The organism is Cellulomonas sp. P1_G12_2 (assembly GCF_056405535.1).
Window position 1 is genome coordinate 266,158 of sequence record NZ_JBFUBX010000002.1, and the last position, 26,314, is coordinate 292,471.

At 73.4% G+C, this 26,314-nt stretch carries 26 protein-coding genes and 2 riboswitches; of the genes, 12 read left to right on the forward strand and 14 right to left on the reverse strand.

Translation table 11 applies throughout. The annotated features are described in order from the left end of the window. Window positions 1-21 precede the first annotated feature (21 nt). Window positions 22-1,056 (forward strand): zinc-binding dehydrogenase, encoded by a 1,035-nt coding sequence (locus AC1DXT_RS09205; RefSeq protein ID WP_477061059.1) that lies wholly within the window; start codon window positions 22-24, stop codon window positions 1,054-1,056. A 3-nt stretch (window positions 1,057-1,059) separates the two neighbouring features. On the opposite strand, the gene AC1DXT_RS09210 is transcribed toward AC1DXT_RS09205, so the two are convergent. The 3 genes from AC1DXT_RS09210 to AC1DXT_RS09220 are packed head-to-tail and all read right to left on the reverse strand — an operon-like array spanning window position 1,060 to window position 3,648. Continuing rightward, window positions 1,060-2,025: a DMT family transporter gene (locus AC1DXT_RS09210; protein WP_477061060.1), complete on the reverse strand. Its 966-nt coding sequence runs from the start codon at window positions 2,023-2,025 to the stop codon at window positions 1,060-1,062. Between the two features lie 43 nt (window positions 2,026-2,068). Next, window positions 2,069-3,421 (reverse strand): type II toxin-antitoxin system HipA family toxin, encoded by a 1,353-nt coding sequence (locus tag AC1DXT_RS09215; protein ID WP_477061061.1) that lies wholly within the window; start codon window positions 3,419-3,421, stop codon window positions 2,069-2,071. After that, a complete protein-coding gene (locus AC1DXT_RS09220; RefSeq protein ID WP_477061062.1) occupies window positions 3,418-3,648 on the reverse strand; it encodes a helix-turn-helix domain-containing protein in 231 nt (76 codons plus the stop codon). Before AC1DXT_RS09220 ends, AC1DXT_RS09215 begins: the two co-directional genes overlap by 4 nt. A 159-nt stretch (window positions 3,649-3,807) precedes the next feature. Here AC1DXT_RS09220 and AC1DXT_RS09225 point away from each other — a divergent pair, with 159 nt between their 5' ends. The 7 genes from AC1DXT_RS09225 to AC1DXT_RS09255 all read left to right on the forward strand — a co-directional run bounded on the left by AC1DXT_RS09225 (window position 3,808) and on the right by AC1DXT_RS09255 (window position 8,776). Further along, a complete protein-coding gene (locus AC1DXT_RS09225; protein ID WP_477061063.1) occupies window positions 3,808-4,137 on the forward strand; it encodes a PadR family transcriptional regulator in 330 nt (109 codons plus the stop codon). Next, a complete protein-coding gene (locus tag AC1DXT_RS09230) occupies window positions 4,137-4,658 on the forward strand; it encodes a hypothetical protein (RefSeq protein ID WP_477061064.1) in 522 nt (173 codons plus the stop codon). Before AC1DXT_RS09225 ends, AC1DXT_RS09230 begins: the two co-directional genes overlap by 1 nt. Next, on the forward strand, window positions 4,655-5,776 hold the full coding sequence (locus tag AC1DXT_RS09235; protein ID WP_477061065.1) for a hypothetical protein: 1,122 nt from the start codon (window positions 4,655-4,657) through the stop codon (window positions 5,774-5,776). The genes AC1DXT_RS09230 and AC1DXT_RS09235 overlap by 4 nt, the downstream gene beginning before the upstream one ends. Beyond that, a complete protein-coding gene (locus AC1DXT_RS09240; RefSeq protein WP_477061066.1) occupies window positions 5,773-6,780 on the forward strand; it encodes a hypothetical protein in 1,008 nt (335 codons plus the stop codon). The genes AC1DXT_RS09235 and AC1DXT_RS09240 overlap by 4 nt, the downstream gene beginning before the upstream one ends. A gap of 80 nt (window positions 6,781-6,860) precedes the next feature. Next, entirely contained in the window at window positions 6,861-7,115 is a 255-nt protein-coding gene (gene purS, locus AC1DXT_RS09245) for a phosphoribosylformylglycinamidine synthase subunit PurS (protein WP_056593189.1), read from the forward strand. Next, on the forward strand, window positions 7,112-7,807 hold the full coding sequence (gene purQ, locus AC1DXT_RS09250; protein ID WP_477061067.1) for a phosphoribosylformylglycinamidine synthase subunit PurQ: 696 nt from the start codon (window positions 7,112-7,114) through the stop codon (window positions 7,805-7,807). Before purS ends, purQ begins: the two co-directional genes overlap by 4 nt. A 3-nt stretch (window positions 7,808-7,810) precedes the next feature. Next, on the forward strand, window positions 7,811-8,776 hold the full coding sequence (locus tag AC1DXT_RS09255) for a GNAT family N-acetyltransferase (RefSeq protein WP_477061068.1): 966 nt from the start codon (window positions 7,811-7,813) through the stop codon (window positions 8,774-8,776). Here the strand turns inward: AC1DXT_RS09255 and AC1DXT_RS09260 are convergent. The 4 genes from AC1DXT_RS09260 to AC1DXT_RS09275 all read right to left on the reverse strand — a co-directional run bounded on the left by AC1DXT_RS09260 (window position 8,704) and on the right by AC1DXT_RS09275 (window position 11,418). Continuing rightward, window positions 8,704-9,081, reverse strand: coding sequence for a hypothetical protein (locus tag AC1DXT_RS09260; RefSeq protein ID WP_477061069.1), 378 nt, complete (start codon window positions 9,079-9,081; stop codon window positions 8,704-8,706). The genes AC1DXT_RS09255 and AC1DXT_RS09260 overlap by 73 nt on opposite strands. Window positions 9,082-9,116: 35 nt before the next feature. Further along, complete coding sequence (locus tag AC1DXT_RS09265; protein WP_477061070.1) at window positions 9,117-9,728, reverse strand: DUF1345 domain-containing protein; 612 nt, start codon at window positions 9,726-9,728, stop codon at window positions 9,117-9,119. Between the two features lie 20 nt (window positions 9,729-9,748). Then, window positions 9,749-10,945, reverse strand: a complete 1,197-nt coding sequence (locus AC1DXT_RS09270; protein WP_477061627.1) for an O-succinylhomoserine sulfhydrylase — start codon at window positions 10,943-10,945, stop codon at window positions 9,749-9,751. A 59-nt stretch (window positions 10,946-11,004) separates the two neighbouring features. Then, window positions 11,005-11,418, reverse strand: coding sequence for a rhodanese-like domain-containing protein (locus AC1DXT_RS09275; protein ID WP_477061071.1), 414 nt, complete (start codon window positions 11,416-11,418; stop codon window positions 11,005-11,007). After that, a riboswitch (SAM riboswitch) is annotated at window positions 11,414-11,529 on the reverse strand. Its footprint overlaps the gene before it by 5 nt. A gap of 118 nt (window positions 11,530-11,647) precedes the next feature. After that, a riboswitch (SAM riboswitch) is annotated at window positions 11,648-11,762 on the forward strand. Between the two features lie 48 nt (window positions 11,763-11,810). On the opposite strand from AC1DXT_RS09275, the gene AC1DXT_RS09280 reads away from it, so the two are divergent. Next, a complete protein-coding gene (locus AC1DXT_RS09280; RefSeq protein WP_477061072.1) occupies window positions 11,811-13,199 on the forward strand; it encodes an aminotransferase class V-fold PLP-dependent enzyme in 1,389 nt (462 codons plus the stop codon). Window positions 13,200-13,412: 213 nt separating this feature from the next. Next, window positions 13,413-14,054, forward strand: a complete 642-nt coding sequence (locus tag AC1DXT_RS09285) for a fasciclin domain-containing protein (protein WP_477061073.1) — start codon at window positions 13,413-13,415, stop codon at window positions 14,052-14,054. 39 nt (window positions 14,055-14,093) lie between these two features. On the opposite strand, the gene AC1DXT_RS09290 is transcribed toward AC1DXT_RS09285, so the two are convergent. The 3 genes from AC1DXT_RS09290 to AC1DXT_RS09300 are packed head-to-tail and all read right to left on the reverse strand — an operon-like array spanning window position 14,094 to window position 17,628. Then, the gene (locus AC1DXT_RS09290) at window positions 14,094-14,960 is read right to left on the reverse strand and encodes a MaoC/PaaZ C-terminal domain-containing protein (protein WP_477061074.1); all 867 of its coding nucleotides are present in this window, start codon (window positions 14,958-14,960) and stop codon (window positions 14,094-14,096) included. After that, the gene (locus AC1DXT_RS09295; RefSeq protein WP_477061075.1) at window positions 14,957-16,300 is read right to left on the reverse strand and encodes a 3-oxoacyl-ACP reductase; all 1,344 of its coding nucleotides are present in this window, start codon (window positions 16,298-16,300) and stop codon (window positions 14,957-14,959) included. Before AC1DXT_RS09295 ends, AC1DXT_RS09290 begins: the two co-directional genes overlap by 4 nt. A gap of 2 nt (window positions 16,301-16,302) precedes the next feature. After that, window positions 16,303-17,628 (reverse strand): acetyl-CoA C-acetyltransferase, encoded by a 1,326-nt coding sequence (locus AC1DXT_RS09300; RefSeq protein ID WP_477061076.1) that lies wholly within the window; start codon window positions 17,626-17,628, stop codon window positions 16,303-16,305. A gap of 106 nt (window positions 17,629-17,734) precedes the next feature. Between AC1DXT_RS09300 and AC1DXT_RS09305 the strand changes: the two genes are divergently transcribed. Continuing rightward, window positions 17,735-18,586 carry a TetR family transcriptional regulator gene (locus tag AC1DXT_RS09305; RefSeq protein ID WP_421743265.1) on the forward strand — a complete coding sequence of 284 codons (852 nt, stop codon included), beginning with the start codon at window positions 17,735-17,737 and terminating at the stop codon, window positions 18,584-18,586. Continuing rightward, window positions 18,583-20,655 (forward strand): acyl-CoA dehydrogenase family protein, encoded by a 2,073-nt coding sequence (locus AC1DXT_RS09310; protein ID WP_477061077.1) that lies wholly within the window; start codon window positions 18,583-18,585, stop codon window positions 20,653-20,655. The genes AC1DXT_RS09305 and AC1DXT_RS09310 overlap by 4 nt, the downstream gene beginning before the upstream one ends. 111 nt (window positions 20,656-20,766) lie before the next feature. Here AC1DXT_RS09310 and AC1DXT_RS09315 read toward each other — a convergent pair whose 3' ends face one another. Genes AC1DXT_RS09315 through AC1DXT_RS09330 form a run of 4 tightly spaced genes read right to left on the reverse strand, consistent with a single transcriptional unit; the run spans window position 20,767 to window position 26,310 of the window. After that, the gene (locus AC1DXT_RS09315; RefSeq protein WP_477061078.1) at window positions 20,767-21,489 is read right to left on the reverse strand and encodes a DUF2599 domain-containing protein; all 723 of its coding nucleotides are present in this window, start codon (window positions 21,487-21,489) and stop codon (window positions 20,767-20,769) included. Continuing rightward, window positions 21,486-22,964 (reverse strand): alpha-amylase family glycosyl hydrolase, encoded by a 1,479-nt coding sequence (locus AC1DXT_RS09320; protein WP_477061079.1) that lies wholly within the window; start codon window positions 22,962-22,964, stop codon window positions 21,486-21,488. The genes AC1DXT_RS09315 and AC1DXT_RS09320 overlap by 4 nt, the downstream gene beginning before the upstream one ends. Further along, the gene (locus AC1DXT_RS09325) at window positions 22,961-24,757 is read right to left on the reverse strand and encodes a GH39 family glycosyl hydrolase (RefSeq protein ID WP_477061080.1); all 1,797 of its coding nucleotides are present in this window, start codon (window positions 24,755-24,757) and stop codon (window positions 22,961-22,963) included. Before AC1DXT_RS09325 ends, AC1DXT_RS09320 begins: the two co-directional genes overlap by 4 nt. After that, window positions 24,754-26,310, reverse strand: a complete 1,557-nt coding sequence (locus tag AC1DXT_RS09330; protein WP_477061081.1) for a glucoamylase family protein — start codon at window positions 26,308-26,310, stop codon at window positions 24,754-24,756. The genes AC1DXT_RS09325 and AC1DXT_RS09330 overlap by 4 nt, the downstream gene beginning before the upstream one ends. Window positions 26,311-26,314 lie beyond the last annotated feature (4 nt).

The following is a 26,314-nucleotide window of genomic DNA, read 5'->3' on the forward strand; positions in this document are numbered from 1 at the left end:
CCGGTCGGCGAGGATGAGGCCATGCGTGCCGTGGTGATCTCCGAGTTCGGCGTCCCGCCCACCGTCCAGGAGGTCCCGCCGCCCGACTGCCCCGGCGACGGTGTCGTCCTGCGCGTCACGGCGACCGGCGTGTGCCGGTCGGACTGGCACGGCTGGCAGGGGCACGACGACGACATCTCGCTGCCCCACGTCCCCGGGCACGAGCTGGCCGGCGTGGTCGTCGCCGCCGGTCCGCAGGTCCGCGCCTGGGTGGTCGGTGACCAGGTCACCGTGCCGTTCGTGTGCGCCTGTGGCACGTGCGCGGCGTGCCTGGCCGGCGAGCAGCAGGTCTGCGAGCGCCAGCGGCAGCCGGGGTTCACCGACGTCGGCTCCTTCGCCGAGCTCGTCGCGATCCACCACGCCGACGTCAACCTGGTCCGCCTTCCCGCCGGCATGTCGCCGGTCACCGCCGCGGGCCTCGGCTGCCGGTTCGCCACCGCCTACCGGGCGGTCACCGTGCACGGTCGGGTCGCTGCCGGCGACTGGGTCGCGGTGCACGGGTGCGGCGGCGTGGGACTGTCGGCGGTCATGGTGGCCGTCGCCGCCGGCGCCCGCGTGGTGGCCGTCGACGTGTCCGCCTCCGCGCGAGAGGCGGCGCTCGCGATGGGTGCGTCGGTCGTGCTGGACGGGTCCGGCGACGTCGCCGCCCAGGTGCACGAGGTGACCGGCGGAGGTGCCGCCGTCTCGCTCGACGCCCTGGGCTCCCGGTCGACGGCGGAGGCCTCGATCCTGTCGCTGCGTCGGCGCGGTCGGCACGTCCAGGTCGGGCTGCTGCTCGGGGCCGACACCGCTCCGCCGCTGCCGATGGGCCGGGTGATCGGGTGGGAGCTCGAGGTCTACGGCAGCCACGGGATGGCCGCGCACGAGTACCCGGCGATGCTGGCGCGGATCGCGTCGGGGGAGCTGGACCCGTCGCGACTGGTCGGACGCACGATCGGGCTCGACGAGGCACCTGCCGCGCTCGCCGCACTGGCCGACGGGACGAGCGGACCGGGCATGACGGTCGTCGTCCCCTGACCCTCAGCTCCGGACCGGGCTCCGGGTCTCCTCGTCCGACCCCGCCGCGGCTCGCTCCGCGCGCGCCGCGTCCGCGGACCGGCGTTGCGCCGCACCCCACTGCGTGAGCCCGACCCCGGCCAGCACGATCGCGCCCCCGACCGGCTCGTACCAGTGCAGCCCCTCGTGCAGGACGAGCACCCCGAGGGTCGTCGAGACCAGCGGGATCACGTAGGTGACGCTCGCCGTGACGGTGGCTCCGGCGATCGCCAGCACGCGCCAGAACAGGACGTACGCCAGCCCTGTGCCGCCGAGCCCCAGGGCGAGCAGGGCCAGCGCGGGCGCGGGGGCGAGCGGGCCGGTCAGCGGGGTGGAGACCGCGAACGGGAGGATCAGCACCGCGCCGACGGCCAGCTGGATGGCCGGCAGCGCGACGTTCGACAGGCCGGTGGTGGTCAGCCGGCGCCGGCTCCACGCGTTGCCGATGCCGTAGCAGAACGTGGCCCCCAGGAGCATCACGCCGCCGACCAGGTCGATCGCGCCCGAGTTCCAGACGCCCAGCAGCACCGCGATGCCGCCGAAGCCCAGGACCAGTCCGCCGACCTGCACCCGGTCCGGCCGCTCCGACGGCAGCAGGAGCGCCACGAACACCGCGGTGAACAGCGGGGTCGTCGCGTTCACCAGGCCGGCGAGCACCGAGGTCACCCGCTGCTCCGCCAGGGCGAAGAGCACGAACGGGATCGCCGTCATCACCGCGCCGACGATGACGAAGTCGCCGAGCTGACTCCGCCCGATCCGCACGCGCTCGCGCCGGACCAGGAGGATCACCGCCAGCGCGACGAACCCGATGATGATGCGACCGAACGCCACCTGCGTCGGCGCGAACGTCTGCAACGCCGTGGCGATGAACAGGAAGCTGCAGCCCCACAGCACCGCGAGCATCAGGTACGGGCCGATCCAGCCGCGGGTCGAGGGGGCCGGAGAGGTCATGCGGGCATCATGCCTCGCACCACTGACATGCGAGCGTGACCCGTCAGTGGGTCGGCGGCTGCTCTCCGGTGAACCGGCCTCCGGCGGGGGTCCCCCGAGGAGCACGTGCCTGAGACCGCGGGCCGGCCGAACGTGGCTGCCGCACCGTGGGCGCCGGGGCGCCCTCGAGGAGCGTGCGGGTGCGCGTGCCGACCGTCGCCCACGCGCGCTCGCTGACCCCGGGGTACTGCCCGTGGTCGATCGTCACGAGCGCCGCGCTCAGCGCCTCGAGGGTGGCGTGCACGGCGCTCTGGGCGTCACGTGCGGTCAGCCCCCAGGTGCGACCCTCTGCGACCAGGTCGAGCGCGGAGAGCGTCTCGGTGTCACGGCCGTCGTTGACGTCCATCGCGAACCGGGTGCTCGCATGGGCGTGGTGGCGGTGCATCGCGACGTCGTAGGCCGGCGCCAACGCGACCGAGCCGTCGTCGTGGTGCACGACCGAGACGTTCTTCGCGTGGGCGTCGGTGTTGCCGATCGCGAGGTTGAACGTCGTCAACGCCAGCAGCCCCGTGGGCCGGGGCACACCCATCGCGACGAGCCGCTGGGCCAGCGCCCGCAGCGACGGCAGTCGGCGACCCCACTGGAACCTGTTCTCCGGGTCACGTGTGTCCAGCCCGAGCAGCTGGGCTGCGTCCTCCTGATGGATGCGCTCGACGCCACCACCGGGGAGCCGGCGGCGGTCGTAGCGTTCGACGACGATCGTGCGGCGGCTCGCGAACGTCTCGATCCGCGCCTCCACGATGCTCAGGGCGCACGCACGAGCCAACGCCAACGCGGCCGTCTCGGTGTCGATGAGGTCGGCTGTGAGTGAGTCTGCGGGGCGGGAGAGCTTGACGATGTGCGTCGAGGGGGTGCGGCCCGTCGGCTCCGCCCACCCGCGCTCGGTGCGGACCAGGACGATCTTCGTCTCGAGGCCACCCAACGAGTTCAGCTGGTCCGCGGCGCCGCGGACGGCGGCCTGGTCGAGCAGCTCGCCGATCCGCTTCTCGTCAGCCGGCACCGCCTCTCCGCCCGTGGCGGGGTCGACGCCTTGTGGCACGAGGATGAGCGCGCCGGCGGTGTCTTGTCCGTAGACGCCGAGGAACGACAGGACATCGTCCGGGTCGACGCCGGCCCGCTGGGCGAGCTCGAGCCTGCTCCTCCCTTCGGGCATCAGCCCACGCAGCCATGCGGTGACGCGGGCAGGCTGCGGCGACCCGGTGCGCAGGGGGAGGAGACCGGAGACGACAGAGGAGTTCAGGCCCCACCGCGTCAGCGCCTCGGCGGAGAACGTCAGCTGCGGGCGCCGGTCGCGACCGGCGTCGATGCGGGCGACGTGCGTGCCGTACAGCCACGCGTCCAGGGAGTCGGCGCTCATCGCTGGCGCACCTCGAGGTCGACGTCGAGCCGCTCCATCAGCGCGAACAGACGTGTGGCGTACAGCGTGGGGATCCCGGCCTCGATGCGTTGCAGGACACGGCGGTCGATGCCGAGCTCAGCAGCCAGTGCGTCCTGCGACAGGTTCGCGCGCTCGCGAGCAGCGCGCAGGAACGCTCCGAGGTCGGCTGCGCTGCGGGCGTGCGCCCAGGGGCGGTCGTCGTCCATCCGATCCTCCTGGCGTCAATATTGCCGCATGCCGTCTTGGCGACAATACTGCCGCCAAGACGGCTTGTCATCATATTGTCGCCTCGACGGGCGCCGAGACTCGACGAACACTTGCCTCGATAGGTCGTCGCGCGATATATATCCGCTATGGCGTTTCGGATGAGCGAGCAGGCGTACCTCGTCCTGCTCGCGCTGGCCGAGGAGCCGCGCCACGGGTACGGCATCGTCCAGGCGGTCAAGGTGCTCTCGGACGAGAGGGTCCGTCTGAGCGCCGGCACGCTCTACGGCATCCTCGACCGGCTGGTCGACGCGGGCTACGCGGAGGCGTCGGGCGAGGTCGTCGTCGACGGCCGGCTGCGCCGCTACTACCGCCTGACCCCCGACGGCTACGCGGCGCTGGCTGCGGAGACCGCACGACTGACCGACCTGGCGTCCCTCGCCCGGCGCGTCCTGGCGGCCCGACCGCGTCCCGCCCTCGGGACGACGTGATGAGCGGCCTGGACAGGTCCGCGGCCTTCTGGCTGCGGGCCTACCCGAGATGCTGGCGGACAGAGCGCGCCGCCGAGGTCGTCGACGTGCTGACGGACCTCGCGCCCGTGGGTGCGTCCCGGCTCGACGTCCGGACGGCGGTCAGCCTGGTGCGGTCCGGCTGGGCGACCCGGTGGCGGCAGCGGCCGTCGTTCGGGGCGTTCCTGGTCTACCGCCTGACCGACCGGCGTCCGGCGCCGCGGTACGACGGATGGCTTCGCGACGACATCGAGGGGGCGCTCTACCCGTGGAGGGCCGCGCTGGCGCTGCTCCTGATGATCGGCCCGCCCTGCATCGCACTCTCGCTGGCCATCGGCTGGCCGACGACCTCGATCGCGGCTGGTCTCGCGCTCGCGTATGCGTTGGCGGCGGTGGATCTTGCCCGGAGCCGGGCCGAGAAGGCCGTGATCCTGTTCGGCGTGCAGGTAGGCGCGCCTCCGGAGATCGGTCCGATGGGCACGTACCGGCGGCTCGACCGATGACGACCCGACAGTTCGAACGGTCCGCGGCCTTCTGGTTGCGGGCCTACCCGCCGAGCTGGCGTGCGGAGCGTGCCGCCGAGGTCACCGCAGTCCTCGTCGACCTGGCCGACGACGACGCCCGACGCCTCGACGCCCGGACCGCCCTCGGACTGCTGCGCGGCGGGATCGCGACACGCTGGCGGCAGACCCCGCCGCCGTGGGTGTACCTGCCGTACCGGATGTTCGACATCCGTGTGCCGGCGCGGTACCGCGACTGGGTGCGGCAGGACGTGACCTCGCCCGGGCACCTGCGGCGCAACCTGCTGGGCCGCGCGTGGATGTTCGCCATGCCGCTCTACGTGGCTGCGACCTCCGATCTGCGCGACGAGATCGTCGTGACGTGGGTCGCGGTCGCCCTCGCGGGCACGGCCACCCTGCTGTGCGTCCGGCCCGATGGCGCGGCACGCCGGAGGCTGCAGCAGCATGCACGTCCCGGCCGGGGCGAGCCGCGCACCGTGGGGGCGTTCGTCTGGGTGCGGACGTCCCGAGCCCGGATCGCCGCGGAGCCGGGTGCTCGCGTCCTGGCGCTCCTGGTCGCGGTCGGGGCAGCCTCCTGGTCGGTGGCCGCCCTCGTCGCGCCGACCTGGCTGATCGTCGGCAGCGTGCCGTGCGAGTCCCCCCAGGGCGCGTGCCGCGAGGTCGACACGTCCGTGGTGGCGCGCGACCCGTCAGCACTCGGCGCGGTGCTGCTGGTGGTCGTCGCCCTCGCCGGCGTCGCGCTCGCCGTCGTCGTCGTCCGGCGCCTCGACCGACGGCTGCCTGCACGGCCCGAGCAGCTCGCCCGCCACCTCCTCGGGCTGCGACCCCACGCTCGCGTCGGCCTCGCGATGTGGATCGTCCTGATCGTCGCCGCCGCGCTCGCGGAGGTGACGGGCGCCTGGGTCCTCTCGCTCTCGGTCGTTGCGGCGCCGGTGTGCCTGCTGCTTCTCCCGTCGACCGTCGTCCTCTGGCGTCGGGCGCGCGTGACGCCCGACGCCGCCTTCGTCGACCTGTGGCATGTGGGCTGGACCGGCCGCCCGGTCGAGGTCGACCCCTACGACACCGAGCTCGTCCCGACGGCGGTCCTGGAGACCCGATGACCATCGACCCCCGGTTCGAGCGCTCCGTCCACCGCTGGCTCCGCGCGTACCCGCGACGGTGGCGGACGCACAGGGAGGACGAGATGACCGCGGTGCTCGCGGACCTCGCCGGTGCAGACGCTCGCCGCATCGGCCTGCGCGATGGCCTCGGCGTCGTGCGCGCGGGCCTCCTCACCCGGCTGCGCACACGCCCGCCGCTGCGTCAGGTGGCTGCGTACCGACTGTTCGGGAGACGGCTGCCCGCGCAGTACCGAGCCTGGGTCCGGGACGACATCGAAGGGGCTCTGTACCCACTGAGGATGGGCGTCCTCGTCCCGCTCGTCATCGTGATGGTGATGGTCCCGGTGCTCACGCTGGCCGGTGGTGGGCCGGTCCAGTTCCTGCCGAGGAGCCAGGTGGTCGCGTGGGTGGTCGGCGGCGGGGGCATGTCCATGGTGCTCGGGCCGTGGCGGCGGCGGTCGGACGCCCGCAAGCACCTGGTCGCCGAGGTGGGGGAGACGCTCACCGACCAGTCGCTCCTCTTCGGCTGGGTCATGCACGACCGGCTGCGGGCGCGACCCATGGTCGGGCTGGTCACGCTCCTTGCGCTCGCGACGGCGGTGGTCGGGCTGGTGACGGTCCCGAGCCCCGCGCTCGCCGTCGCGGTGCTCGTCGGGCTCCCGCTGGCCGTCCTGCTCGCGTGGAACCTCCAGCGCCGCCTCCCGCAGCGGCCACCGCAGCCCGCGCGCAGGCTCGTCGACCCGGTCCGTCGCCAGCTCGCGCTCACCGTCCTGCTCGGCGCGGGCGCCATCGCTCTCTGCGTGGCGGTGACCAGCCTCGCGACCCCGATCGCGGTGGCAGCCTTGGCGGTGCTTCCCAGCGCGGTCGTGGCGTGGTGGTCGACCGTCCACGGCCCCGACGATCTCGCGCTGGCCGACGTCGTCCACATCGCCGTGACCGGCCAGTCCCCGCCCGTCGACACCTACCGCGAGGGCCTGGTCCCCGCCCTCCTGGCCACGGACTGAGCACTCGCGCAGGACGCCCGCGCGCACTCGCTAGAATCGCCGCGACCCCCCACCGCCGCGCGAACACCTGGAGCCCTTTCGTGGGACGAGTCGTCGTCGATGTCATGCCGAAGCCCGAGATCCTCGACCCGCAGGGCAAGGCCGTCGCCGGCGCCCTGCCGCGGCTCGGGTTCGGTCAGTTCGCGTCTGTGCGTCAGGGCAAGCGGTTCGAGCTCGAGGTCGACGGGCCGGTGACCGAGGAGATCCTCGCGGCCGCCCGCGAGGCCGGTGAGCACGTGCTGTCCAACCCGGTGATCGAGGACGTCGTCGCGGTCTACGAGGACACGCAGGCATGACCCGGATCGGCGTCGTCACCTTCCCCGGCACGCTCGACGACCGCGACGCCGCCCGCGCGGTCCGCCTCGCCGGTGCCGAGGCCGTGAGCCTCTGGCACGGGGACGCCGACCTGCACGGGGTCGACGCGGTCGTCCTGCCCGGCGGCTTCTCCTACGGCGACTACCTGCGCGCCGGCGCCATCAGCCGGTTCGCGCCGGTCATGGGCGAGATCGTCGACGCGGCGAACAAGGGCCTGCCGGTGCTGGGCATCTGCAACGGGTTCCAGGTGCTCACCGAGGCCCACCTGCTGCCCGGCTCGATGATCAAGAACGACCACCTGCACTTCGTGTGCCGCGAGCAGGTCCTGTCGGTCGACAACGTGGACACCGCCTGGACCCGCGACTACACCGCGGGCGAGCACATCACGATCCCGCTGAAGAACCAGGACGGCCAGTACGTCGCCGACGAGCACACCCTCGACGAGCTCGAGGGCGAGGGTCGCGTGGTGTTCCGCTACCAGGGCTGGAACCCGAACGGCTCGCGTCGTGGCATCGCGGGCATCTCGAACGCGGCGGGCAACGTCGTCGGCCTCATGCCGCACCCCGAGCACGCGGTCGAGCCGGGCTTCGGACCCGACGGCGCGAAGGGCCCCCGCACGGGCACGGACGGGCTGCGGTTCTTCACGTCGGTCCTCACCGCCCTCGTCGGCTGAGCGTTGACCACCAGCATCGCGCTCGTCGACTGGGACGACCCCGACGCGCTCCGGCTGCGCACCGCCCAGCAGGCCGAGCTGCTCGCCCTCTACGGCGAGGAGGACATCGGCCACGAGATGACCGGCGAGAGCATCGTCGCGATGCTCCTGGTCCGGGTGGACGGCGAGGCGGTCGCGTGCGGCGCGATCAGTGCGCGCGGTGACGGCGTCGGCGAGCTGAAGCGCATGTTCGTCGTCCCGGAGCACCGCGGCCGCGGGCTCTCGCGGTCGGTGCTGCGCGAGCTCGAGGCCGTCGCGCGGGACCGCGGCTTCCACCGGCTCGTCCTGGAGACCGGGGTGCTCCAGGCGTCGGCGATCGGGCTGTACCTGAGCGAGGGCTACCGGTCGATCCCGAACTTCGGCGAGTACGCGACGGAGGCCGAGTCGCGCTGCTTCGCCAAGGACCTCGGGCCGACGCCGCCCCGGGAGCCGCGCACCGGCGAGCGCCCCACGGTCACGCTGACGCATGCCGACTGGACGGACCCCGTCGCCACCGCGCTGCGGCTCGCGATGTGGCACGACATCGAGATCCGCTACCCGGAGATCCCCGCGAGCGTGCCGGGCGGCTTCGAGGTCGACGACCCGCAGCAGGGCGTCGGCGCGCTGTCCACGGTGATCGCCTGGCTGGACGGTCGCCCCGTCGGCTGCGCCACGCTGCGGGCGGCGCGGGACGGCTACCCGGCGGGCTCGGGGGAGCTCAAGAAGGTCTGGGTCGACGACGACGCCCGCGGGGCCGGCGCCGCCCGCGCCCTGCTCACGGCGATCGAGGACGACGCCCGCGCCTTCGGGCTGACCAGCGTGGTGCTCCAGACCGGCATCCGCCAGCCCGAGGCGGTCACGCTCTACCTGTCCGCGGGCTACCGCCCGGTCGTCCCCTTCTTCCCGTACGACGGCGACTTCCTGTCGCTCTGGATGGCCAAGGACGTCTGAGCGCGCACCCGCGCGATCTCGGCGAACCGCATCCAGTCGTCCTCCGCGGACGCCGGCAGCGCCACCCAGTCGTAGAACAGCCGCCCGCTGTCGCCGGGGGACCACACGGTCGCGCCGGGCAGCGCCAGGGCGTCCGCGTGCTCCGCGCTGTCCCGCCCGAGCTTCACGGCGAGCCGGTCGTCGCCGATGTGCGCGGCGAACATGGTCGATCCGACCTTGAGGATCGGGCGGCCCATCATCTGCGCGCGGGTGGCGCCGCGGGCGACCAGGTCGTCGGCGATCGCGTCGTAGTCGGTGTCGGTCATGGTCCGAGCATCCCGCGGGGGACCGACATGAGGCGTCACATCGACGCGACGAGGTTGACCAGCAGGGCGATGATCACGGTGCCGAACAGGTAGCTGAGCAGCGCGTGGACCAGAGCTGTCCGGCGCATGGCCGACGAGCCGAGGTCCGTGTCGGAGATCGCGAAGCTCATCCCCACGGTCACGGCGACGTACGCGAAGTCGGTGTACCGCGGCGGCGAGTCCATGTGGAAGTCGATCCCGCGCGCGCCGTCGGTCAGGTACATCCGTGCGTACCGGAGCGCGAACACGGTGTGGATGGCCGCCCACGACGCCAGCACGCTGGCCAGCACGGCGACCGTCGGAAGCAGCTGGCCGATCTCCTTGTCGACGAGCACGAGGACGACCCCGACCAGCGTCACGACCGCTGCCGCGACCACCACGAGGTGCGCGCCGAACCGGGTCGGCTCCTCACGGGTCGCGTGGGACGCGGTGGACGACGGGTCCATCGGCGCGACCGCGACCCACGTCCAGACCACGAAGACCGCCGCCGTGGTCGCCCAGCCCGCGAGCACCGCCGCGACCGCCGAGGTCCAGTCGATCGCGAGCCCGACGGCGACCCCGGCGAGAAGCCCCACGAGCAGGCGGACGAGCGACGACGACCGGGGCATGCCGTCAGTGTGGCGCAGGGTCAGGCGTCGAGGGTCGCCAGCGCCAGGGTGAGGTCGTCGATGAGGTCCGCGGGGTCCTCGAGGCCCACGGACAGCCGGATCGTCGACTCGGCGATCCCCACTGCCGCACGCCCCTCGGGGCCGAGCTTGCGGTGCGTGGTCGTCGCCGGGTGGGTGACCATCGACTTGGCGTCGCCGAGGTTGTTGGAGATGTCCACGATCCGCAGCGCGTCGAGCACGCCGAACGTGACCTTCTTGGCGACGTCGGGCGTCGACCCGTCCGGCACCGCGAGGTTGAACGTCACGACGGTCCCGCCGCCCGACTGCTGCGCCAGGGCGAGCTCGTGCTGGGGGTGCGACGGAAGGTAGGGGTACCGGACCAGCGAGACGCCGGGCTGCTGCTCGAGCCACGTGGCCACCTGCAGGGCCGACGCCGTCTGGTGCCGGACGCGCAGCGACAACGTCTCCAGCCCCTTGAGCAGCACCCACGCGTTGAACGCCGACAGCGACGGTCCGGTGTTCCGGATGAGCGTCTGCACCGGGCCGTGGATGTACTCGTCGGTGCCCAGGATCGCGCCGCCGAGCACGCGGCCCTGGCCGTCGATGTGCTTGGTCGCGGAGTACACGATGACGTCCGCGCCCAGCTCCAGCGGCCGGGACAGGACGGGGGTGGCGAACACGTTGTCGACGATCACCGTGGCGCCTGCGGCGTGCGCGAGCCGGCTGACCGCGGCGATGTCGACCAGGTCCTGCATCGGGTTGGACGGCGTCTCGAAGAACACGACGTCGGCCGGCGTGGAGAGCGCCTCCTGCCACTGCGCCAGCTCGTGGCCGTCGACGTAGTCGGTCCGCACGCCCCACTTGGCCAGGATCTCCTCGAAGATCACCACGGTGGAGCCGAACAGCGCCCGGGCGGAGACGATGCGCGACCCCGACTGCACGATCGCGGCGATCGACGTGAACACCGCCGACATGCCCGACGCCGTGGCGAACGCGGCCTCGGCGCCCTCGAGCAGGCGCAGGCGCTCCTCGAAGGTGGACACCGTCGGGTTGCCGTAGCGGGAGTACAGGAAGCGGTCGGCCTCCCCGGCGAACGCGGCCTCGGCCTCGGCGGCGGCGGAGTAGACGTAGCCCTGCGTGAGGAACAGGGCCTCGGACGTCTCGTTGAACTGCGACCGCACCAGACCGCCGCGGACGGCGAGGGTGTCCGGGCGCAGGTCGGTGCGCGGGGTGCGGCGGTCGTCCCAGTCGGCGGGCCCGGGGACGCGCCGGTCGCTCACGCCTGCCGCCAGGGGAGCCCCGCCGCGCGCCAGCCGGAGTGGCCGCGGTGGCCGTCCGGACCGACGTCGCCCTCGAAGCCCTCGAGCACGTTGTAGGCCGGGCCGAGGCCCGCCGCGGTGGCCGCCTGCGCGGCGGCGACGGAGCGGACCCCCGAGCGGCACAGGAACACGACCGGGCGGCCGGGCGCGACGCCGGCGTCGGCCAGCTGCTTGAGGAACTGTGGGTTCGGGCGTCCCGACGGGTACGACACCCACTCGACCAGGGCGGCGCGACCGTCGATCGGGGCCGAGTCGGGGATGCCCACGTAGCGCCACTCGGCGTCCGTGCGGACGTCGACGAGCACCGCGCTCTCGTCGGACGTCAGCAGGTCCCAGGCCTGCTGGGGGGTCAGGTCACCGGCGTAGCTCATCGAGGCCCTCGTCTCATCGGTCCTGGCGGTAGCACCCTCGGCCGGGCACAGGGTGCCCGCGGGTTGCTGCGGCGTCGTCGAGCCAGATCTCTCAGCCGCTCTGGATGGTGGCCGTGATGCTACGCGCGGCGGGACCCTCCTTCCAAGTGGTGGACAAGGCGTCCCGGTGGGCGAGACGAAGCCCGCGGCGCGTTGACAGCCACGGGGAGGTGCCGGGACCCTCGTTGCAGGTCATGAGCGCCAGCGTCAAGCCCCGGCTCGCTGGCCGGCAACCCTCCTCCGCGGTGGGGTGCCCCGGGTGACGACCTGGCCGCGTCCCGTCCGGGGCTCGGCAAGCGCGGGGTCCCACCTGTTCGACGGGTGTTCCCCCGGAACGTGTCGGAGGACCCACCATGACTGTCACCGCCGAGCGCCTCTCGTGTGCGACCGAGGTGAGCGCCCTGCTCCCCGTGGTCGGCGGCACTACCACCGTCCCGCTGGTGGACGGCACGCACCGCGTCTACGCCAACCTCGACTACGCGGCCAGTGCCCCGGCGCTCGAGGCCGTCGCCGCCCGCGTCACCGAGGTCCTGCCGCTGTACGCGTCCGTGCACCGCGGCGCCGGGTACCTGTCCCAGGTGTCCACCGCGCTGTACGAGTCCGCGCGCCAGACCATCGCGCGGTTCGTCGACGCCCGTCCCGACGACGTCGCGATCATCACCCGCAACACCACGGACTCGCTCAACCTGCTGGCCGGCGTCGTCCCGTCGGGGGGCCGCGTCCTGGTGCTGGACGTCGAGCACCACGCCAACCTGCTGCCGTGGGTGCAGTCCTCCGAGCGGCACGGCAATCGGACCACCATCCTGCCGATCGCGTCGACCGTCGCCGCGACCCTCGACGCCCTGCGCGACGAGCTCGCCCGCCAGCCGTACGCGCTGGTCACGATCACCGGCGCGTCGAACGTGACGGGGGAGGCGCTGCCGATCGACCAGGTCGTCGCGCTCGCCCACGCCGAGGGTGCCCGCGTGGCGGTGGACGGCGCCCAGCTGGTGCCGCACCGGGGCTTCTCGCTGGCCGGGACGGACGCCGACTACGTCGCGTTCTCGGGGCACAAGACGTACGCACCGTTCGGGGCGGGGGCCCTCGTCGGCCGTCGCGACTGGCTCGACACCGGCACGCCATACCTCGCAGGGGGAGGTGCGGTGCGCGACGTGCGGGCGGACCGGACGGTCTGGCAGCCGGCGCCGGCGCGGCACGAGGCCGGGTCGCCCAACGTGCTCGGCGCGATCGCGCTCGCGGAGGCCTGCGACCAGCTCGCGGCCCTTCCGGCTGGTGCCCTCGCCGCGCACGAGGAGGCGCTGCGTGAGCGCCTGGTCCAGGGGCTGTCGGCCATCGACGGCGTGGAGATCGCGCGCATCTGGCCGGACTCCGCGGCACCGGTCGGCGTCCTCACGTTCACGGTGCCGGACCACGACCCGGGCCTGGTCGCCGCGTACCTCGCCGCCGAGCACGGGATCGGCGTCCGCGACGGCCGGTTCTGCGCTCACCCGCTGCTGGCACACCTGGGCGCGTCGAACGGCGCCATCCGCGCGTCGGTCGGCGTCGGCACCACCAGCGAGTCCGTCGACCGCCTGATCACGGCCCTGACCGAGTACCTCGCCACGGGTCCGGCCGTCCGCTACGAGGTGGTCGACGGCTGCTGGGCGGTCGTCGACGACACCCGCCCGCTGCTCGCGGTGCACGGCCTGGACCACCTGGCGGCGACCGCCGCGGCAGCGTGCGGACCGGCCCTGGACGACTGACCTCTCGCGAGGTCCCCGGCGCGAGCTCGTGGGTTCGGCACGAGATCGTCAGTTCACACCCGCGATCTCGTGCCGAACGCACGATCTCGTCCGCGGCGGCCTCGACGTGCATCCGGGCGCGGGGGAACGGGCGAAGAGGACACAGGGCGCCCTCCGGCGTCCGCGCGGCGCGGCGCACGGCGTCGGCCGCGACCGTCGTCCGTAGGAGCCACCATGAGGATCCGTCGCACGCTCTCCACCCTCGTCGCCGCCGGCCTGGTCGCCGGAGCCGGGGTCGCCCTGGCGCCCGCCGCGACCGCGGCGCCCACCGGCACGTCGAGCCTGGCCGCCCTGCTCACCTCGGACGGGGACACCTTCGACCGGAACTGGTACGACTTCGACATCCTCGACCAGGCCGTCGGTGCGGTGCTCGCCGCCAAGCCGACCAGCCCGGTCGCCGTCCTGGCCGACGGCACGGTCCCGCTGACCGCGTTCGTCCCCACGGACCGCGCCTTCCAGCTGCTGGCCAAGGACCTGACCCACCGCTGGTACGGCACGGAGGAGCAGGTGCTCACCGCGCTCGCGGGCGCGGTCGGCATCGACGCGATCGAGCAGGTGCTGCTCTACCACGTCGTCGCGGGCGCGACGATCGACTCGGCCACGGCGCTGGCCAGCGACAACGCCGTCCTCACCACCGCGCAGGGCGGCACGTTCACCGTCGACGTGCTCTCGAAGCGCTGGGGGATCGTGCAGCTGCGCGACCAGGACCGCAACGACCTCAACCCGTTCCTGATCCGCGGCAAGCTCGACCTGAACGCGGGCAACGTGCAGATCGCGCACGCGATCACGTTCGTCCTGCGACCGGCTGACCTCTGAGCAACCTCGGGCGGGCCGGGTCGACGACGACCCGGCCCGTCAGCGCAGCAGGGTGACCGAGCCCGTCAGGTGCGGCTTGCCGGAGCGGGCGTCCCAGCCGGCGAACGCGAACACGTCGCCGTCGTGGGCGATGCGGACGGTGACCGTGCCGGGCAGCAGGACCGGCTTCACGAACTCGACCGACCAGTCGAACGCGTCCCCGCGCGCGGCACCGACGTCAGCCAGTGCGCGCGACGCGGTGTACATGCCGTGCGCGATGGCCCGCGGGAACCCGAACGCCTTCGCCGTGAGCGCGGTCAGGTGGATCGGGTTCCGGTCGCCGGACACGGCGGCGTACCGGCGGCCGGTGTCGCCGGCGAGCGTCCAGCGCCCTGTCGGGGTCGGCGGGACGAAGGGGTCCGACGACTCGTCGACCGACCCTGCCAGGAACACCCCGCGCGCCAGGTAGGTGGACACCCCGCGCCACGCGACCGTGCCGTCGGTCGACACCTCGGTGATCAGGTCCACCTGCGTGCCGGACCGGTGCGGGCGCAGGTCGGCCGCCGACGCGCGGACGTCGAACGTCTCGCCCAGCAGGACGGGCCGCACCTGCGTGACGTGGTTGGCCACGTGCACCAGTCCGACCAGCGGCAGGGGGAAGTCGGACCGGACCATGAGCGCGGTCGCCACGGGGAACGCCAGCACGTGCACGAACCCCGCCGGCAGCTGGTCGCTCGCGGACTCGCCGAGCAGGTGCTGGTACGCGGTGAGGTGCGAAGCGTCAGCACGCACCCCGCGGACGACGTAGTCGACGTCGGGCAGCGTCGTCGGGCCGGATCGGACGCGACGCTGCAACGAGAGCCCCGCGCCGCGGGCGAAGAGCCCGCCCAGGGCGGGGACGGACGGCAGGACGACGGTCCTCGTCACTGGCCCACCATGTTCTGCCCGCACACGCGCAGCACGCGGCCCACGATCCCGCCGGCCGCGGGGGAGGCCAGGAACGCGACCGTCTCGGCGACGTCCACCGGCTGCCCGCCCTGCTGCAGCGAGTTGAGCCGACGGGCCACCTGCCGAGTGACGGCGGGGATGCGCGCGGTCATCTCGGTCTCGATGAACCCGGGGGCGACGGCGTTGGCGGTACCGCCGAACGCCTCGAGCAGCGGCGCGGTGGCCCGGACCATACCGATGACCCCGCCCTTGGACGCGGCGTAGTTGGTCTGGCCTCGGTTGCCGGCGATGCCCGACGTGGACGCCAGCGACACGATGCGCGGTGCGTCGGTGAAGTCGCCAGACGTCAGCAGCGCCTCGTTGATCCGCAGCTGCGACGCGATGTTCACCGCCAGGACTGAGTCCCACTTCTCGGGCGTCATGTTGGCCAGCAGCTTGTCGCGCGTGATGCCGGCGTTGTGCACGACGATGTCGAGCCGCCCGTGCCGCTGCAGCGCGTGCTCCAGCAGACGCGCACCGGCGTCCTCGGCGGTCACGTCGAGCTGCAGCGCGGTGCCGCGCACCCGGTTGGCCACGGCCACCAGCTGCTCGCCGGCGGCGGGGACGTCGACCGCGACCACGGTGGCGCCGTCGCGGGCGAGGGTGTCGGCGATGGAGGCGCCGATCCCGCGCGCGGCCCCGGTGACCACGGCGACGCGCCCGGCCAGCGGCGTGTCCCAGTCCTCCGGCAGCGAGCCGGCGACCGAGTCGACGGCCAGCAGCTGCCCGTCGACGAAGGCGGACCGGGTGGACAGGAAGAACCGCACCGCGCCGACGACCGACGGCGCGGTGACCGGCACGTCGTTCGCGAGCACGACGCCGTTGCCGGTGGCGCCGCCGCGCAGCTCCTTGGCCAGCGACCGCAGCAGCCCGTCAACGCCCTGGCGGGCCGCGGCGACCGCGGGGGCGTCGTCGGCGACGGCTGCGCGCGAGACGGTGATGACCCGACCGCCGCGGGGCAGCGACTTCAGGACGGCGCCGACCTCGAGCACGGGCTCCGACAGCTGGTCCGGGTGGGTCAGCTCGGTGAGGGACAGGACGACCGCGGAGTACCGCGTGCCGGGCGTCGCGTGGCGGTGCACGTCGAGGTTCCAGTCGGCGGACAGCAGCCCGGCGAGCGCGTCGGACTCGGAGCCCCGGCCGAGCACCAGCACGGCCCCCTCGACCAGCGGCTGCCCGGCCGCGTAGCGCTTGAGGGGCGCCGGCTGGGGGAGACCCAGCTGCTTCGCGAGCTTCTTGGTGAACCCGCTGTTGACCAGGTTCAGGTAGGTGTCCGTCATGGTCATGCCGCCTCGAGGATCGCGGTGAGGCCCAGCCCGCCGGCTGCGCAGATGGACACGAGCGCACGCACGGGCGTGTCCGAGCCGGACGCCACCTTCCGGCGGTGCAGCTCCTTGCTGATGGTCGCGATGATCCGTCCACCGGTCGCGGCGAACGGGTGCCCCGCGGCGAGCGACGAGCCGTGCACGTTGAGCTTGGCGCGGTCGACGGAACCGAAGGCGCCCTCCAGGCCGAGTCGGGAAACCCCGAACTCCTCGGACTCCCACGCGGCCAGCGTCGTGAGCACGGTGGCCGCGAACGCCTCGTGGATCTCGATGTAGTCGAAGTCGGCCAGGGTCAGCCCGTTGCGGGCGAGCAGCCGCGGTACCGCGAACGCGGGGGCCATGAGCAGGCCGTCGTCGCCGTGCACGAAGTCGACCGCACCGGCCTCGGCATCGACCAGCGAGGCGAGCGGGACCAGGTCGTGAGCGTCCGCCCACTCCTGCGACCCGAGCAGCACGGCCGAGGCGCCGTCGGTCAGCGGCGTCGAGTTGCCGGCCGTCATGGTCGCGGGCGTGTCCAGGCCGAGGCCGAACGCGGGCTTGAGCTTGGCCAGCTTCTCCAGCGAGGAGTCGGCGCGCAGGTTGGCGTCGCGCGTCAGGCCGCGGAACGGGGTGACCAGGTCGTCGAAGAACCCGGAGTCGTAGGCCGCGGCGAGCCTCTGGTGGCTGGCCAGCGCGACCTCGTCCTGCGCCTCCTGCGTGATGCCCCACTGCGCGGTGGTCAGGGCCTGGTGCTCGCCCATCGACAGGTGCGTGCGCGGCTCGCCCGTGTTCGGCGCCGACGGAGCGAGGTCCTTCGGGCGGATCTTCGCGACGGCCGCGAGCTTCTGCCCGACGGAACGCGCGCGGGACAGGTCGAGCAGCGCGCGGCGCAGCCGGTTGCTCACCGCGATGGGCGCGTCCGACGTGGAGTCGACGCCGCCGGCGATCGCGGACTCGAGCTGGCCGAGGCGGATCTTGTTGCTCAGGGAGACGACGGTCTCCAGGCCGGTCGCGCAGGCCTGCTGGACGTCGTACGCGGGGGTCTCGGCGGAGAGGGCCGAGCCGAGGACGGACTCGCGGGTGAGGTTGAAGTCCTTGCTGTGCTTGAGCACGGCACCCGCGGCGACCTCGCCGATGCGCTCGCCCTGGAGGCCGTACCGGGCGACCAGCCCGTCGATCGCGGCGGTGAGCATGTCCTGGTTGCTGGCGCGGACGTACGGTCCGCCGGCGCGGGCGAAGGGGATCCGGTTGCCGCCGAGCACGTAGGCCTTGCGGACGCTCGGGGTGGGGGTGGGTCGGGCCATGAGGCGCGTTCCTCTCGCATCGTCGCTGAGCGGGGGACCGAGCGCGGGGCGCTCGAGGATGATGACGTGGTGTCCGAAACCCACAGTACCTGATACCTTCGGTCTCGTGAGCCCTGTCACACCGGGCCCGTCGAAGGCGACGGCCCTCACGCTGCTGAACTCCGAGGCCGGTCGTGCGCGACCGGCCTTGCCGACCCCCCCTGCGACCCGCCGACCGCCGGACGACGCCTTTGCCGCCGACGGTCGCTCGACCCGCTGGGCCGACCACCGCGAGGCACGCCGCGCGGAGCTCGTCCGCATCGCCCGCCGGACCGTCCACCACAAGGGTCCGGACGTGTCGATGGAGGAGATCGCCGCCGCGGCGGGCACCTCCAAGTCGATCGTCTACCGGTACTTCGCCGACAAGACCGGCCTGCAGATCGCCGTCGCCGAGGCCGTCGTGCTCCAGATCCAGGGGGCGCTCGAGGGCGTCCTGCGGATCGCGCCGACCCCCCGAGACGGCCTGCGCGCGATGGTCGCGGTGTACCTCGAGATGATCGAGTCGTCGCCCAACGTCTACGCGTTCGTCACGCGCAACGGCTCCGTCGAGTCCGGCGGACCGCTCGGGCACTTCCTCGACTCGGTGACCGCGCTGGTCGCCGCCCCGTTCGCCCGCGGGCTCACCGAGGAGCACGAGGGGCGGAGGACGGCTCGGAGGCCCGAGGCCTCCCAGGAGGACGACTCGGCTCTCGCCGCCCGCGTCGCGCTGGCCGAGTCGTGGGCCGCCGGCGCCGTCGGCTTCGTCCGCGGCTCCGGCGAGTGGTGGCTGGCCCACCGCGACGAGCCCGCCAGCCCGGACCGCGAGGAGCTCACCGCCCAGGTCGCCGCATGGCTCTGGGCCGGACCCGTCGGGCTGCTCGCCCGTGACCGCAACCGCACGTCCCCCGACCACACGCACGCCCCGGAGGAGTCCCGATGACCACCACCACCCCGCGCCCCACCGTCGACGCGCCCGGTTCTGGCGACCCGCGGCTCGACGCGGACGTCCGCAACGTCGACATCGCCCACCTGAGCAAGGTCCTGCTGGGGCACTACCCCGAGCTGCGCCTCGCCGCCCGCAACCTCATGGCCGACGAGCGGTTCCACCGGATCGAGGGCCTGACCCTGGCCGAGCACCGCGAGCGGGTCATCGGCCAGCTGCGGCTGCTGGTCGCCGAGGGTGACGTGCACCGCTCGTTCCCGGAGCGGTTCGGGGGCGCCGAGGACCACGGTGGCTTCCTGGCGCGGTTCGAGGAGCTGACGCACGCGGACCCGTCGCTGCAGATCAAGTCGGGCGTGCAGTGGGGGCTGTTCGCCTCGGCCATCTACCACCTGGGCACCGAGCGCAACCACGACGAGTTCCTGGCCGACTCCCTCTCGCTCGCGGTCCCGGGCGCCTTCGCGATGACGGAGACCGGCCACGGCTCGGACGTCGCCGCGATCGGCACCACCGCGACGTACGACCCGGCGACGCAGGAGTTCGTCATCCACACGCCGTTCCGCGCGGCGTGGAAGGACTACCTGGGCAACGCCGCTCTGCACGGCACGGCGGCGACCGTCTTCGCCCGCCTGGTGACCGCGGGTGTCGACCACGGGGTGCACGCCTTCTACGTCCCGCTGCGCGACCCGGAGACGATGGAGTTCCTGCCCGGCGTCGGCGGCGAGGACGACGGGCTCAAGGGGGGCCTCAACGGCATCGACAACGGCCGGCTCTGGTTCGACCAGGTCCGCATCCCGCGCACCAACCTGCTCAACCGGTACGGCGACGTCGCCGAGGACGGCACCTACTCGTCGCCCATCGCGAGCCCCGGCCGCCGGTTCTTCACCATGCTCGGCACGCTCGTGCAGGGCCGTGTCTCGCTCGACGGTGCCGCGGTCACGGGCGCCCGCCTCGGCCTGACCATCGCGATCACCTACGGCAACCAGCGCCGCCAGTTCAACGCGGCGTCGCCCACCGAGGAGGTCGTGATCCTCGACTACGCGGAGCACCAGCGACGCCTGCTCCCGTTGCTCGCGGAGACGTACGCCGCCGGGTTCGCGCACGAGGACCTGCTCGCCGCGTTCGACGACGTGTTCTCGGGCCGCAACGACACCCCGGAGACGCGCGAGGACCTGGAGACGCTGGCCGCCGCGCTCAAGCCGGCGTCGACCTGGCACGTGCTGAACACCCTCCAGGTGGCGCGCGAGGCCTGCGGCGGTGCCGGGTTCCTGGCCGAGAACCGCCTGACCAGCCTGCGCGCCGACCTCGACGTGTACGCGACGTTCGAGGGCGACAACACGGTCCTGCTGCAGCTCGTCGGCAAGCGCCTGCTCACCGACTACTCGAAGAGCTTCAAGCACCTCGACGCGACGAAGGTCGCCCGCATGGTGGCCGAGCGCGCGTCCGACGCCGCCCGGTACCGCACGCCGTTGCACCGGGCCGTGCAGACGATCGCCGACGTCGGCGACCCGCGCCGCTCGGCCGGCCAGCTGCGCGAGACGGCCACCCAGCGCGAGCTGCTGGTGGACCGCGTCGAGACGATGGTCGCCGAGATCGCCCAGGCGCTGCGCCCGGCCCAGAAGGCCGACCCCGCCACGGCTGCGGCACTGTTCAACGCGCACCAGCACGAGCTCGTCGAGGCCGCCCGCGCGCACGCCGAGCTGGTCCAGTGGGAGTCGTTCACCGCCGCGCTCGAGCGCGTCACCGACCCCGGCACCCGCCAGATCCTCACCTGGGTGCGCGACCTGTTCGGGCTCACGCTCATCGAGCGCCACCTCACCTGGTACCTGCTCAACGGCCGGCTGTCCGCGGGCCGCGCCCGGACGGTCACGTCCTACATCGACCGGCTGCTGGCCCGGCTGCGCCCGCACGCGCAGTCCCTGGTCGACGCCTTCGGCTACGAGCAGGCGCACCTGCGCGCCCCGATCGCGTCGGGCGCCGAGCAGGCCCGGCAGGACGAGGCGCGGGCCTACTACCGGGCGCAGCGGGCGTCCGGCGATGCCCCCGTCCCGGAGAAGCACAAGCGCTGATCCCCGACTGCGCGCCGACCCGGCGCGTCGACCCGACGCCTCCACCCCCCGAGGCGACGGCAGCCCGGCCCGCCTCCCTGCGCATCACGCGGGAGGCGGGCCGAGCGTGTGTCAGGTCGGGTTGCAGCGCGCCGTGATCATCTCGACCACGCCGACGTCCGGCCGCCAGGGCTCGAGGTTCCAGGTGGCCTTGTCCGGCGCGCCCAGCTCGTGGCACTCCAGCTGCGCCTGCATTCCGGGGCTGTCGGCGTCCGGCGCCTGCGCCACGACCTGCGCCCACAGCCCTTCCTGCGCGGCCCGGCTGCCGGCACGTGCCCACGCGCTGGGGGTGACCGCGAGCGAGAGCCCGCCCTCGGCCTCGCCCCAGACGGCGCCGAGCACGACCGCCGTGGTGAACCAGAGGCCGGAACCCGTGTCGAGCCGCAGGGCCTCGGGACCGACCTGGCTGAGGATCGCACCCCGCGGCTCGGTGACGAGTCCCCCGACGAACGCCCCGCCGGCATCGCGGACGACGGCGGAGCCGTCCGAGAGCGCGGTCACCGTCATCCCCGCGGGCGCGACGACCAGCGTCTCGCCGGCGGTGGTCACGTGGACGGACCCGTCGTCGTCGGCTCGCACGTCGGTGCTCGGCGGCGACACGGTGAGGGTGACCGCACCGGAGGTGACAGGTGTGCCGGTCGCGCGGAGCGTCTCAGGATCGGTCGGCTCCGCCGTGGGCGTCGGGCTGGCGGACGCGGTGGGCGACGGCGGAGGCGGGGACTCGGCGCGGCTCGGGGTGCACGCCGCGAGCACGACAGCGAGCAGGACCGCCGCCGCCGCACCCCGTGCTCTCATCCTCGGAAACGTACCGGCCCGTCGGTCAGCCAGGCACACTCCGACGGGGTGACGACTGCCGCGTCTGCGCCGGGGACGCTCCGCACGACCACGGCGGCACCGTCGGGCACGGGCCAGGGCCGGGACGACGCGTTGAGCACCACGCGCGCGTGGCCGCGCCGGCCGACCAGCACCCCGGGCCGCGCGTCCTCCCAGGTCAGGTCCTCGGCGGTCCAGACCCCCGACCGCACGGCGAGCGCCCGGCGGAGCACCGACCAGGTCGAGGACGGGTCCGCTTCCTGCCGGTCGCGGGCGTACGCGGACCACTCCGCCGGGATCGGCAGCCACGGGTCGCCCGTGGTGAATCCGAGGTGCCGGCCCGACGTCCACGGCAGAGGGATCCGGGCGCCGTCGCGGTTGGGCAGCCGTCCACCGGACCGTACCGACTGCGGGTCCTGCCAGGCCTCGGCCGGCACGTCGACCTCGGGCAGGCCCAGCTCGTCGCCCGCGTAGAGGTAGAAGGCGCCTGGCAGCGCGAGCAGGAACAGGTGCAGGGCGAGGGCGCGCTCCGGTCCCAGGCGCGTCGCGGCTCGGGCTGCGTCGTGGTTGCCGACCACCCAGGCGGGCAGGGCGCCGACGGCGCGATGGGCGGCCAGCTGCGCGTCGACGGTCCGGCGCAGCGCGGCCGCGGACCACGGGGTGCGCAGGACGTCGAACGCGAAGGCCTGACCCAGCTCGTCGGCGCGGGCGAACGCGGCGGTGCGCTCCGGCGGCCCCCACGCCTCGGCGACCGCGAGGACGTCGGGGCCGAGCACGCGCCGCCACGAGCGGTAGATCTCGTGCACCTCGGCCCGGTCCCAGTGCGGGTGGTCCTCCCCGCGGCGCACCTCGGCGTACGACGGCTCCTTGGCCAGCCCGCCGGCGACGTCCACGCGGAACCCGTCGACGCCGCGGGCCAGCCAGAACCGGAGCGTCTCCGCGAAGTCCTCCTGCACCCTCGGGTGCGCCCAGTTGAGGTCGGGCTGCTCGGGCGCGAACAGGTGCAGGTACCAGTCGCCGTCGGGCAACGGAGCCCATGCCGAACCGCCGAACATCGAGCGCCAGCCGTTTGGCTGCGACCGCACGTGGAACAGCGCCCGCTCCGGACCACCCGCCCGGGCCGCGACGAACCACGGGTGCTGGTCGGACACGTGGTTGGGCACCAGGTCCATCACCACCCGCAGGCCGCGGTCGTGCGCGGCCGTCACGAACGCGTCGAACGCCGGGAGGTCCCCGAACAGCGGGTCGATGTCGCGGTGGTCCGCCACGTCGTACCCGTGGTCGGCCTGCGGGGACCGGTACACCGGCGTGAGCCAGAGGGCGTCGACGCCCAGGCGGGCGACGGCGTCGAGCCCGGCGGTCAGACCTGCCAGGTCACCGACGCCGTCGCCGTCGCCGTCCAGGAACGAGCGGACGTACACCTGGTAGACGACGGCGCTGCGCCACCACGAGCTCACACGCGAACCAGCTCGACCAGGACGATGGCCGGGTTGGGCAGGTGGACCTCGATCGAGGAGCCGTCCAGAGGCCGCTCGGTCACGGCCAGCCGGTCGGCTGCGCGCAGGGTCGCCCACTGGTCGTCGGTCGGCCAGTCGGCGCCGTCGGACAGCGACGACCACACGGCCGCGATGTTCGAGTGGTCCGCGTCGATCCGCGACTCGCGCACCGTCCACGACCCCGGCGGGAGCCCGTCCAGCACCAGGTGCACCCTCCGCTCCAGCGCGGCGGACCCGTCGACCTTGCTCTGGTCCAGCGTGCCGTTCCAGAGCGCGATCGCGACCCTGTCGTCGTCGCGCGACGCCCACGCCTCGACCAGGCTGTCCGCGCCGTCCCCGGTCAGGGTCGCCGCGACCTCGTCGGACCCCAGCTGCTCCAGCAGCCACAGGGCCCACCAGCGTGGCTTGCGCAGCTCGCCGACCGTGCGCAGCCCGAAACCGCCGTGCAGCAGCCGCGGCGGGCGGCCCAGCTCCTCGAACTGGTCGGACACCACCCAGTAGGAGAGCGCCTCGATCCGGCCGGCCGCGGAACGCATCCCACGGGCGAGGAACGCCGCGGAGAACACCCCGTCGTTGGCGTTGCCGAAGTGCGTCGGGCTCACGCCCCACTCGGTCCACCAGATCTCGGCGTCCTCGCGCCCGTGCCGCGCGAGCGTCGCCCGCAGGTCCAGCGGCGCGTTGCCGTAGGTGTGGGTCGAGACGAAGTCGACCGGAGCGCCGGACCCGGCGACGTGCTCGAGCAGCCCGTCCACCCAGCCCGCCGCCGCCGTGGACGGCCCCCCGACCACGAGCCGGTCGTCGACCGCGCGCACGGCGTTCACCGTCATGTCGTACAGACGCCAGAACTCCTCGCGCGTGCCCGACCAGAACACCTCGAGGTTGGGCTCGTTCCACACCTCGAACGACCAGCGCTCGCGAACCTCGTCCAGCCCGTAGCGCTGGACCAGGTGACCGACGAGGTCGGTGATCAGCGCGCCCCAGCGGTCCCAGTCCTTGGGCGGGGACACGATCGCGGCGTACCCGAACACGGTCACGTCCGGGTCCGACGCCAGGTCGCGCGGCATGTACGACAGCTCGACCACCGGCCGCAGGCCCAGGGCGAGCAGCGCGTCGTAGGTGGCGTCGACACCGGTGAAGTCGTGCACCGGCTCCCCGTCGACCTCGCGGTACACGCCGAGGTCGTCGCACAGGATCGCGTGCGCCCGGACGGTGGCCACGCCGAGCTCGTCGTGCGCCGCGCGCAGCGCGCTGGTCAGGTCGGCGGCGATGCTCTGCCCGCCGACCGACTCGTCGCTGAGCAGCAGGCTGAGGTGCTCCGAGCCGATCATCGGCCGCCAGGGCCGGGGCAGCTCCCGGACCACGGTGTCGAGGTCCACGAGCACCTCCACCACCGCGGGATCACCGACGGGCAGCGAGGCGGCGACCACCTCGTCGCCCCCCGGACCCGTCACGTCGACGTCGGTCACGGTGGCCACGGCGTACCTGTGCGGCACGCCGGGCTCGCCGGTGGTGTCCGCGTACGGCCGGTGCGGCACCGCGAGGACGTCGCCCCCGAGGTGGTCCAGCGGGACGCCGTCACGGATCACCTGGTAGCCGACCGCGCCCTGCACCGGCTCCCAGTGCAGCGACACCTGACCGACCCCGGGGGCCGCGTAGAGGCCCGCGGGAGGTGCCAGCACGGGGATCGCACCTGCCGCAGCCGTGTCGGAGCGCCGACCGATCCGGTCCTCCCAGTCCGTGCGTGCGTCGGTCACTTGACGACCCCCGCGCCGAACTCCTCCTGGCCGATGAGCGGGCGCAGGACCTTCTCCACCTGACGGGTGCCGAAGGAGTCGTGCAGGATGCCGCCGCCGAGCACGTTGCCCACCGCGCCCAGCACCATGCCCTGGTCGAGGGAGAGGTACCGCTCCGCCTGGGTGTTCGAGCGCACGGCGACCGCGTCGTAGAACCCGCCGTCCCCGTACGCGCCGAGGACCGTCTCGATCTTGCGCAGGTTGTCGACGGCCTCGCGGGGTGCGTACGGCAGAGCGAGGAACGAGGCGTGCGGCGTGACGACTCCGTCACCGAACGTCGGTGTCGGGTTGGTCGCCGGGCGGCAGCCCTCGTAGCCGGCGTCGACGTTCGTCTTCTCCGCATCGGACGGGTACCCCTCGGGGTTCATGCCGATCGCGTCGACCCCGTAGACGTCGTAGTTGGCGAACGGGTCGCTGGCGGGGGAGAAGCCCCAGTAGCCGTAGCCGGCCTCGACCAGGCCGTGCTCGATGTGCGCGCGCACCGCGAGCGGGTGGTTGACGCCCCAGCTCTTCGGGGCCCACTCGGACTCCGGCACGAACAGGTCGGGCATGAGCTCCTCGAACATGTCGCCGCCCCACGTGGGCACGATGTGCATGCCGCGGTAGGTGAACGCGCCCTCGAACACCTCGAGGCCCTCGTACGTGCGGGTCACCCCGACCGGGCGCTGCTCCAGCCAGGCCCAGTCGCAGCTGGCCGGGAACGTGCGGGCCGTCGCGAAGTAGTGCGCGGGCGGGATCTGGCCGCGGGCGATGCCGATGTAGCTGGCGATCCGCGGCTCGGAGTTGGTGATGTCGTAGTGGTTCTTGGTGAAGTACACCGGCGAGCCCGCGACCGTCCCCGGGTCGGTCGCCTGGGGTGGCGGGTCGGCCCAGAAGCCACCGCGCATCATGCCGGGCTTGGTGCCGCCGAACTGGTTCGCGTCGTAGAACGCCGCGAAGTTCATCGGCTCGAGCAGGGCGTTGGCCTGCCGGCGCAGGGACGGCTCGGCGGTGGCGACCACCATGAGCGCGGCCGCGAACCAGCCGTTGTCCACGGTCGACAGGAACGGGTAGACCGTCTCGCCGGTCGGGAACTGCGTGAGCTTGGCGCCGGTGGCCTCGTCGTACCAGTTGTAGAACATGCCGCTCGGCTCGTGGCGCTCCATCGTGGCGATCGTGTCGAGGGTCTGCTTCATGCGCTCGCGGGCCTCGCGCTTGCCGATGATCCCGAGCTCCTCCGCGGAGACCGTCGACCACAGGTACGCGCCGATGTTCGTCGGCGAGGTGTAGCCGGACCGCGTGGCGGGATCGAGGGACGCGTCGATGTTGTCGGCCGGCAGGCCCGTGGTCTCGTCCGTCATGGCGACGAACGAGGTCCACGTGTCCGTCGCCCACCGGTGCAGGTCCGCGCGGTCGTGGCGGGTCAGGCCGAGGTCGTCGTCGTGGTGCCGGCCGCCGGCGGAGGCGGTCGTGGCACCGGTGAGCAGGAGTGCGGCAGCCGCTGCTGCGGCCGCGAGAGGTCGAAGTCTCATCATCGAG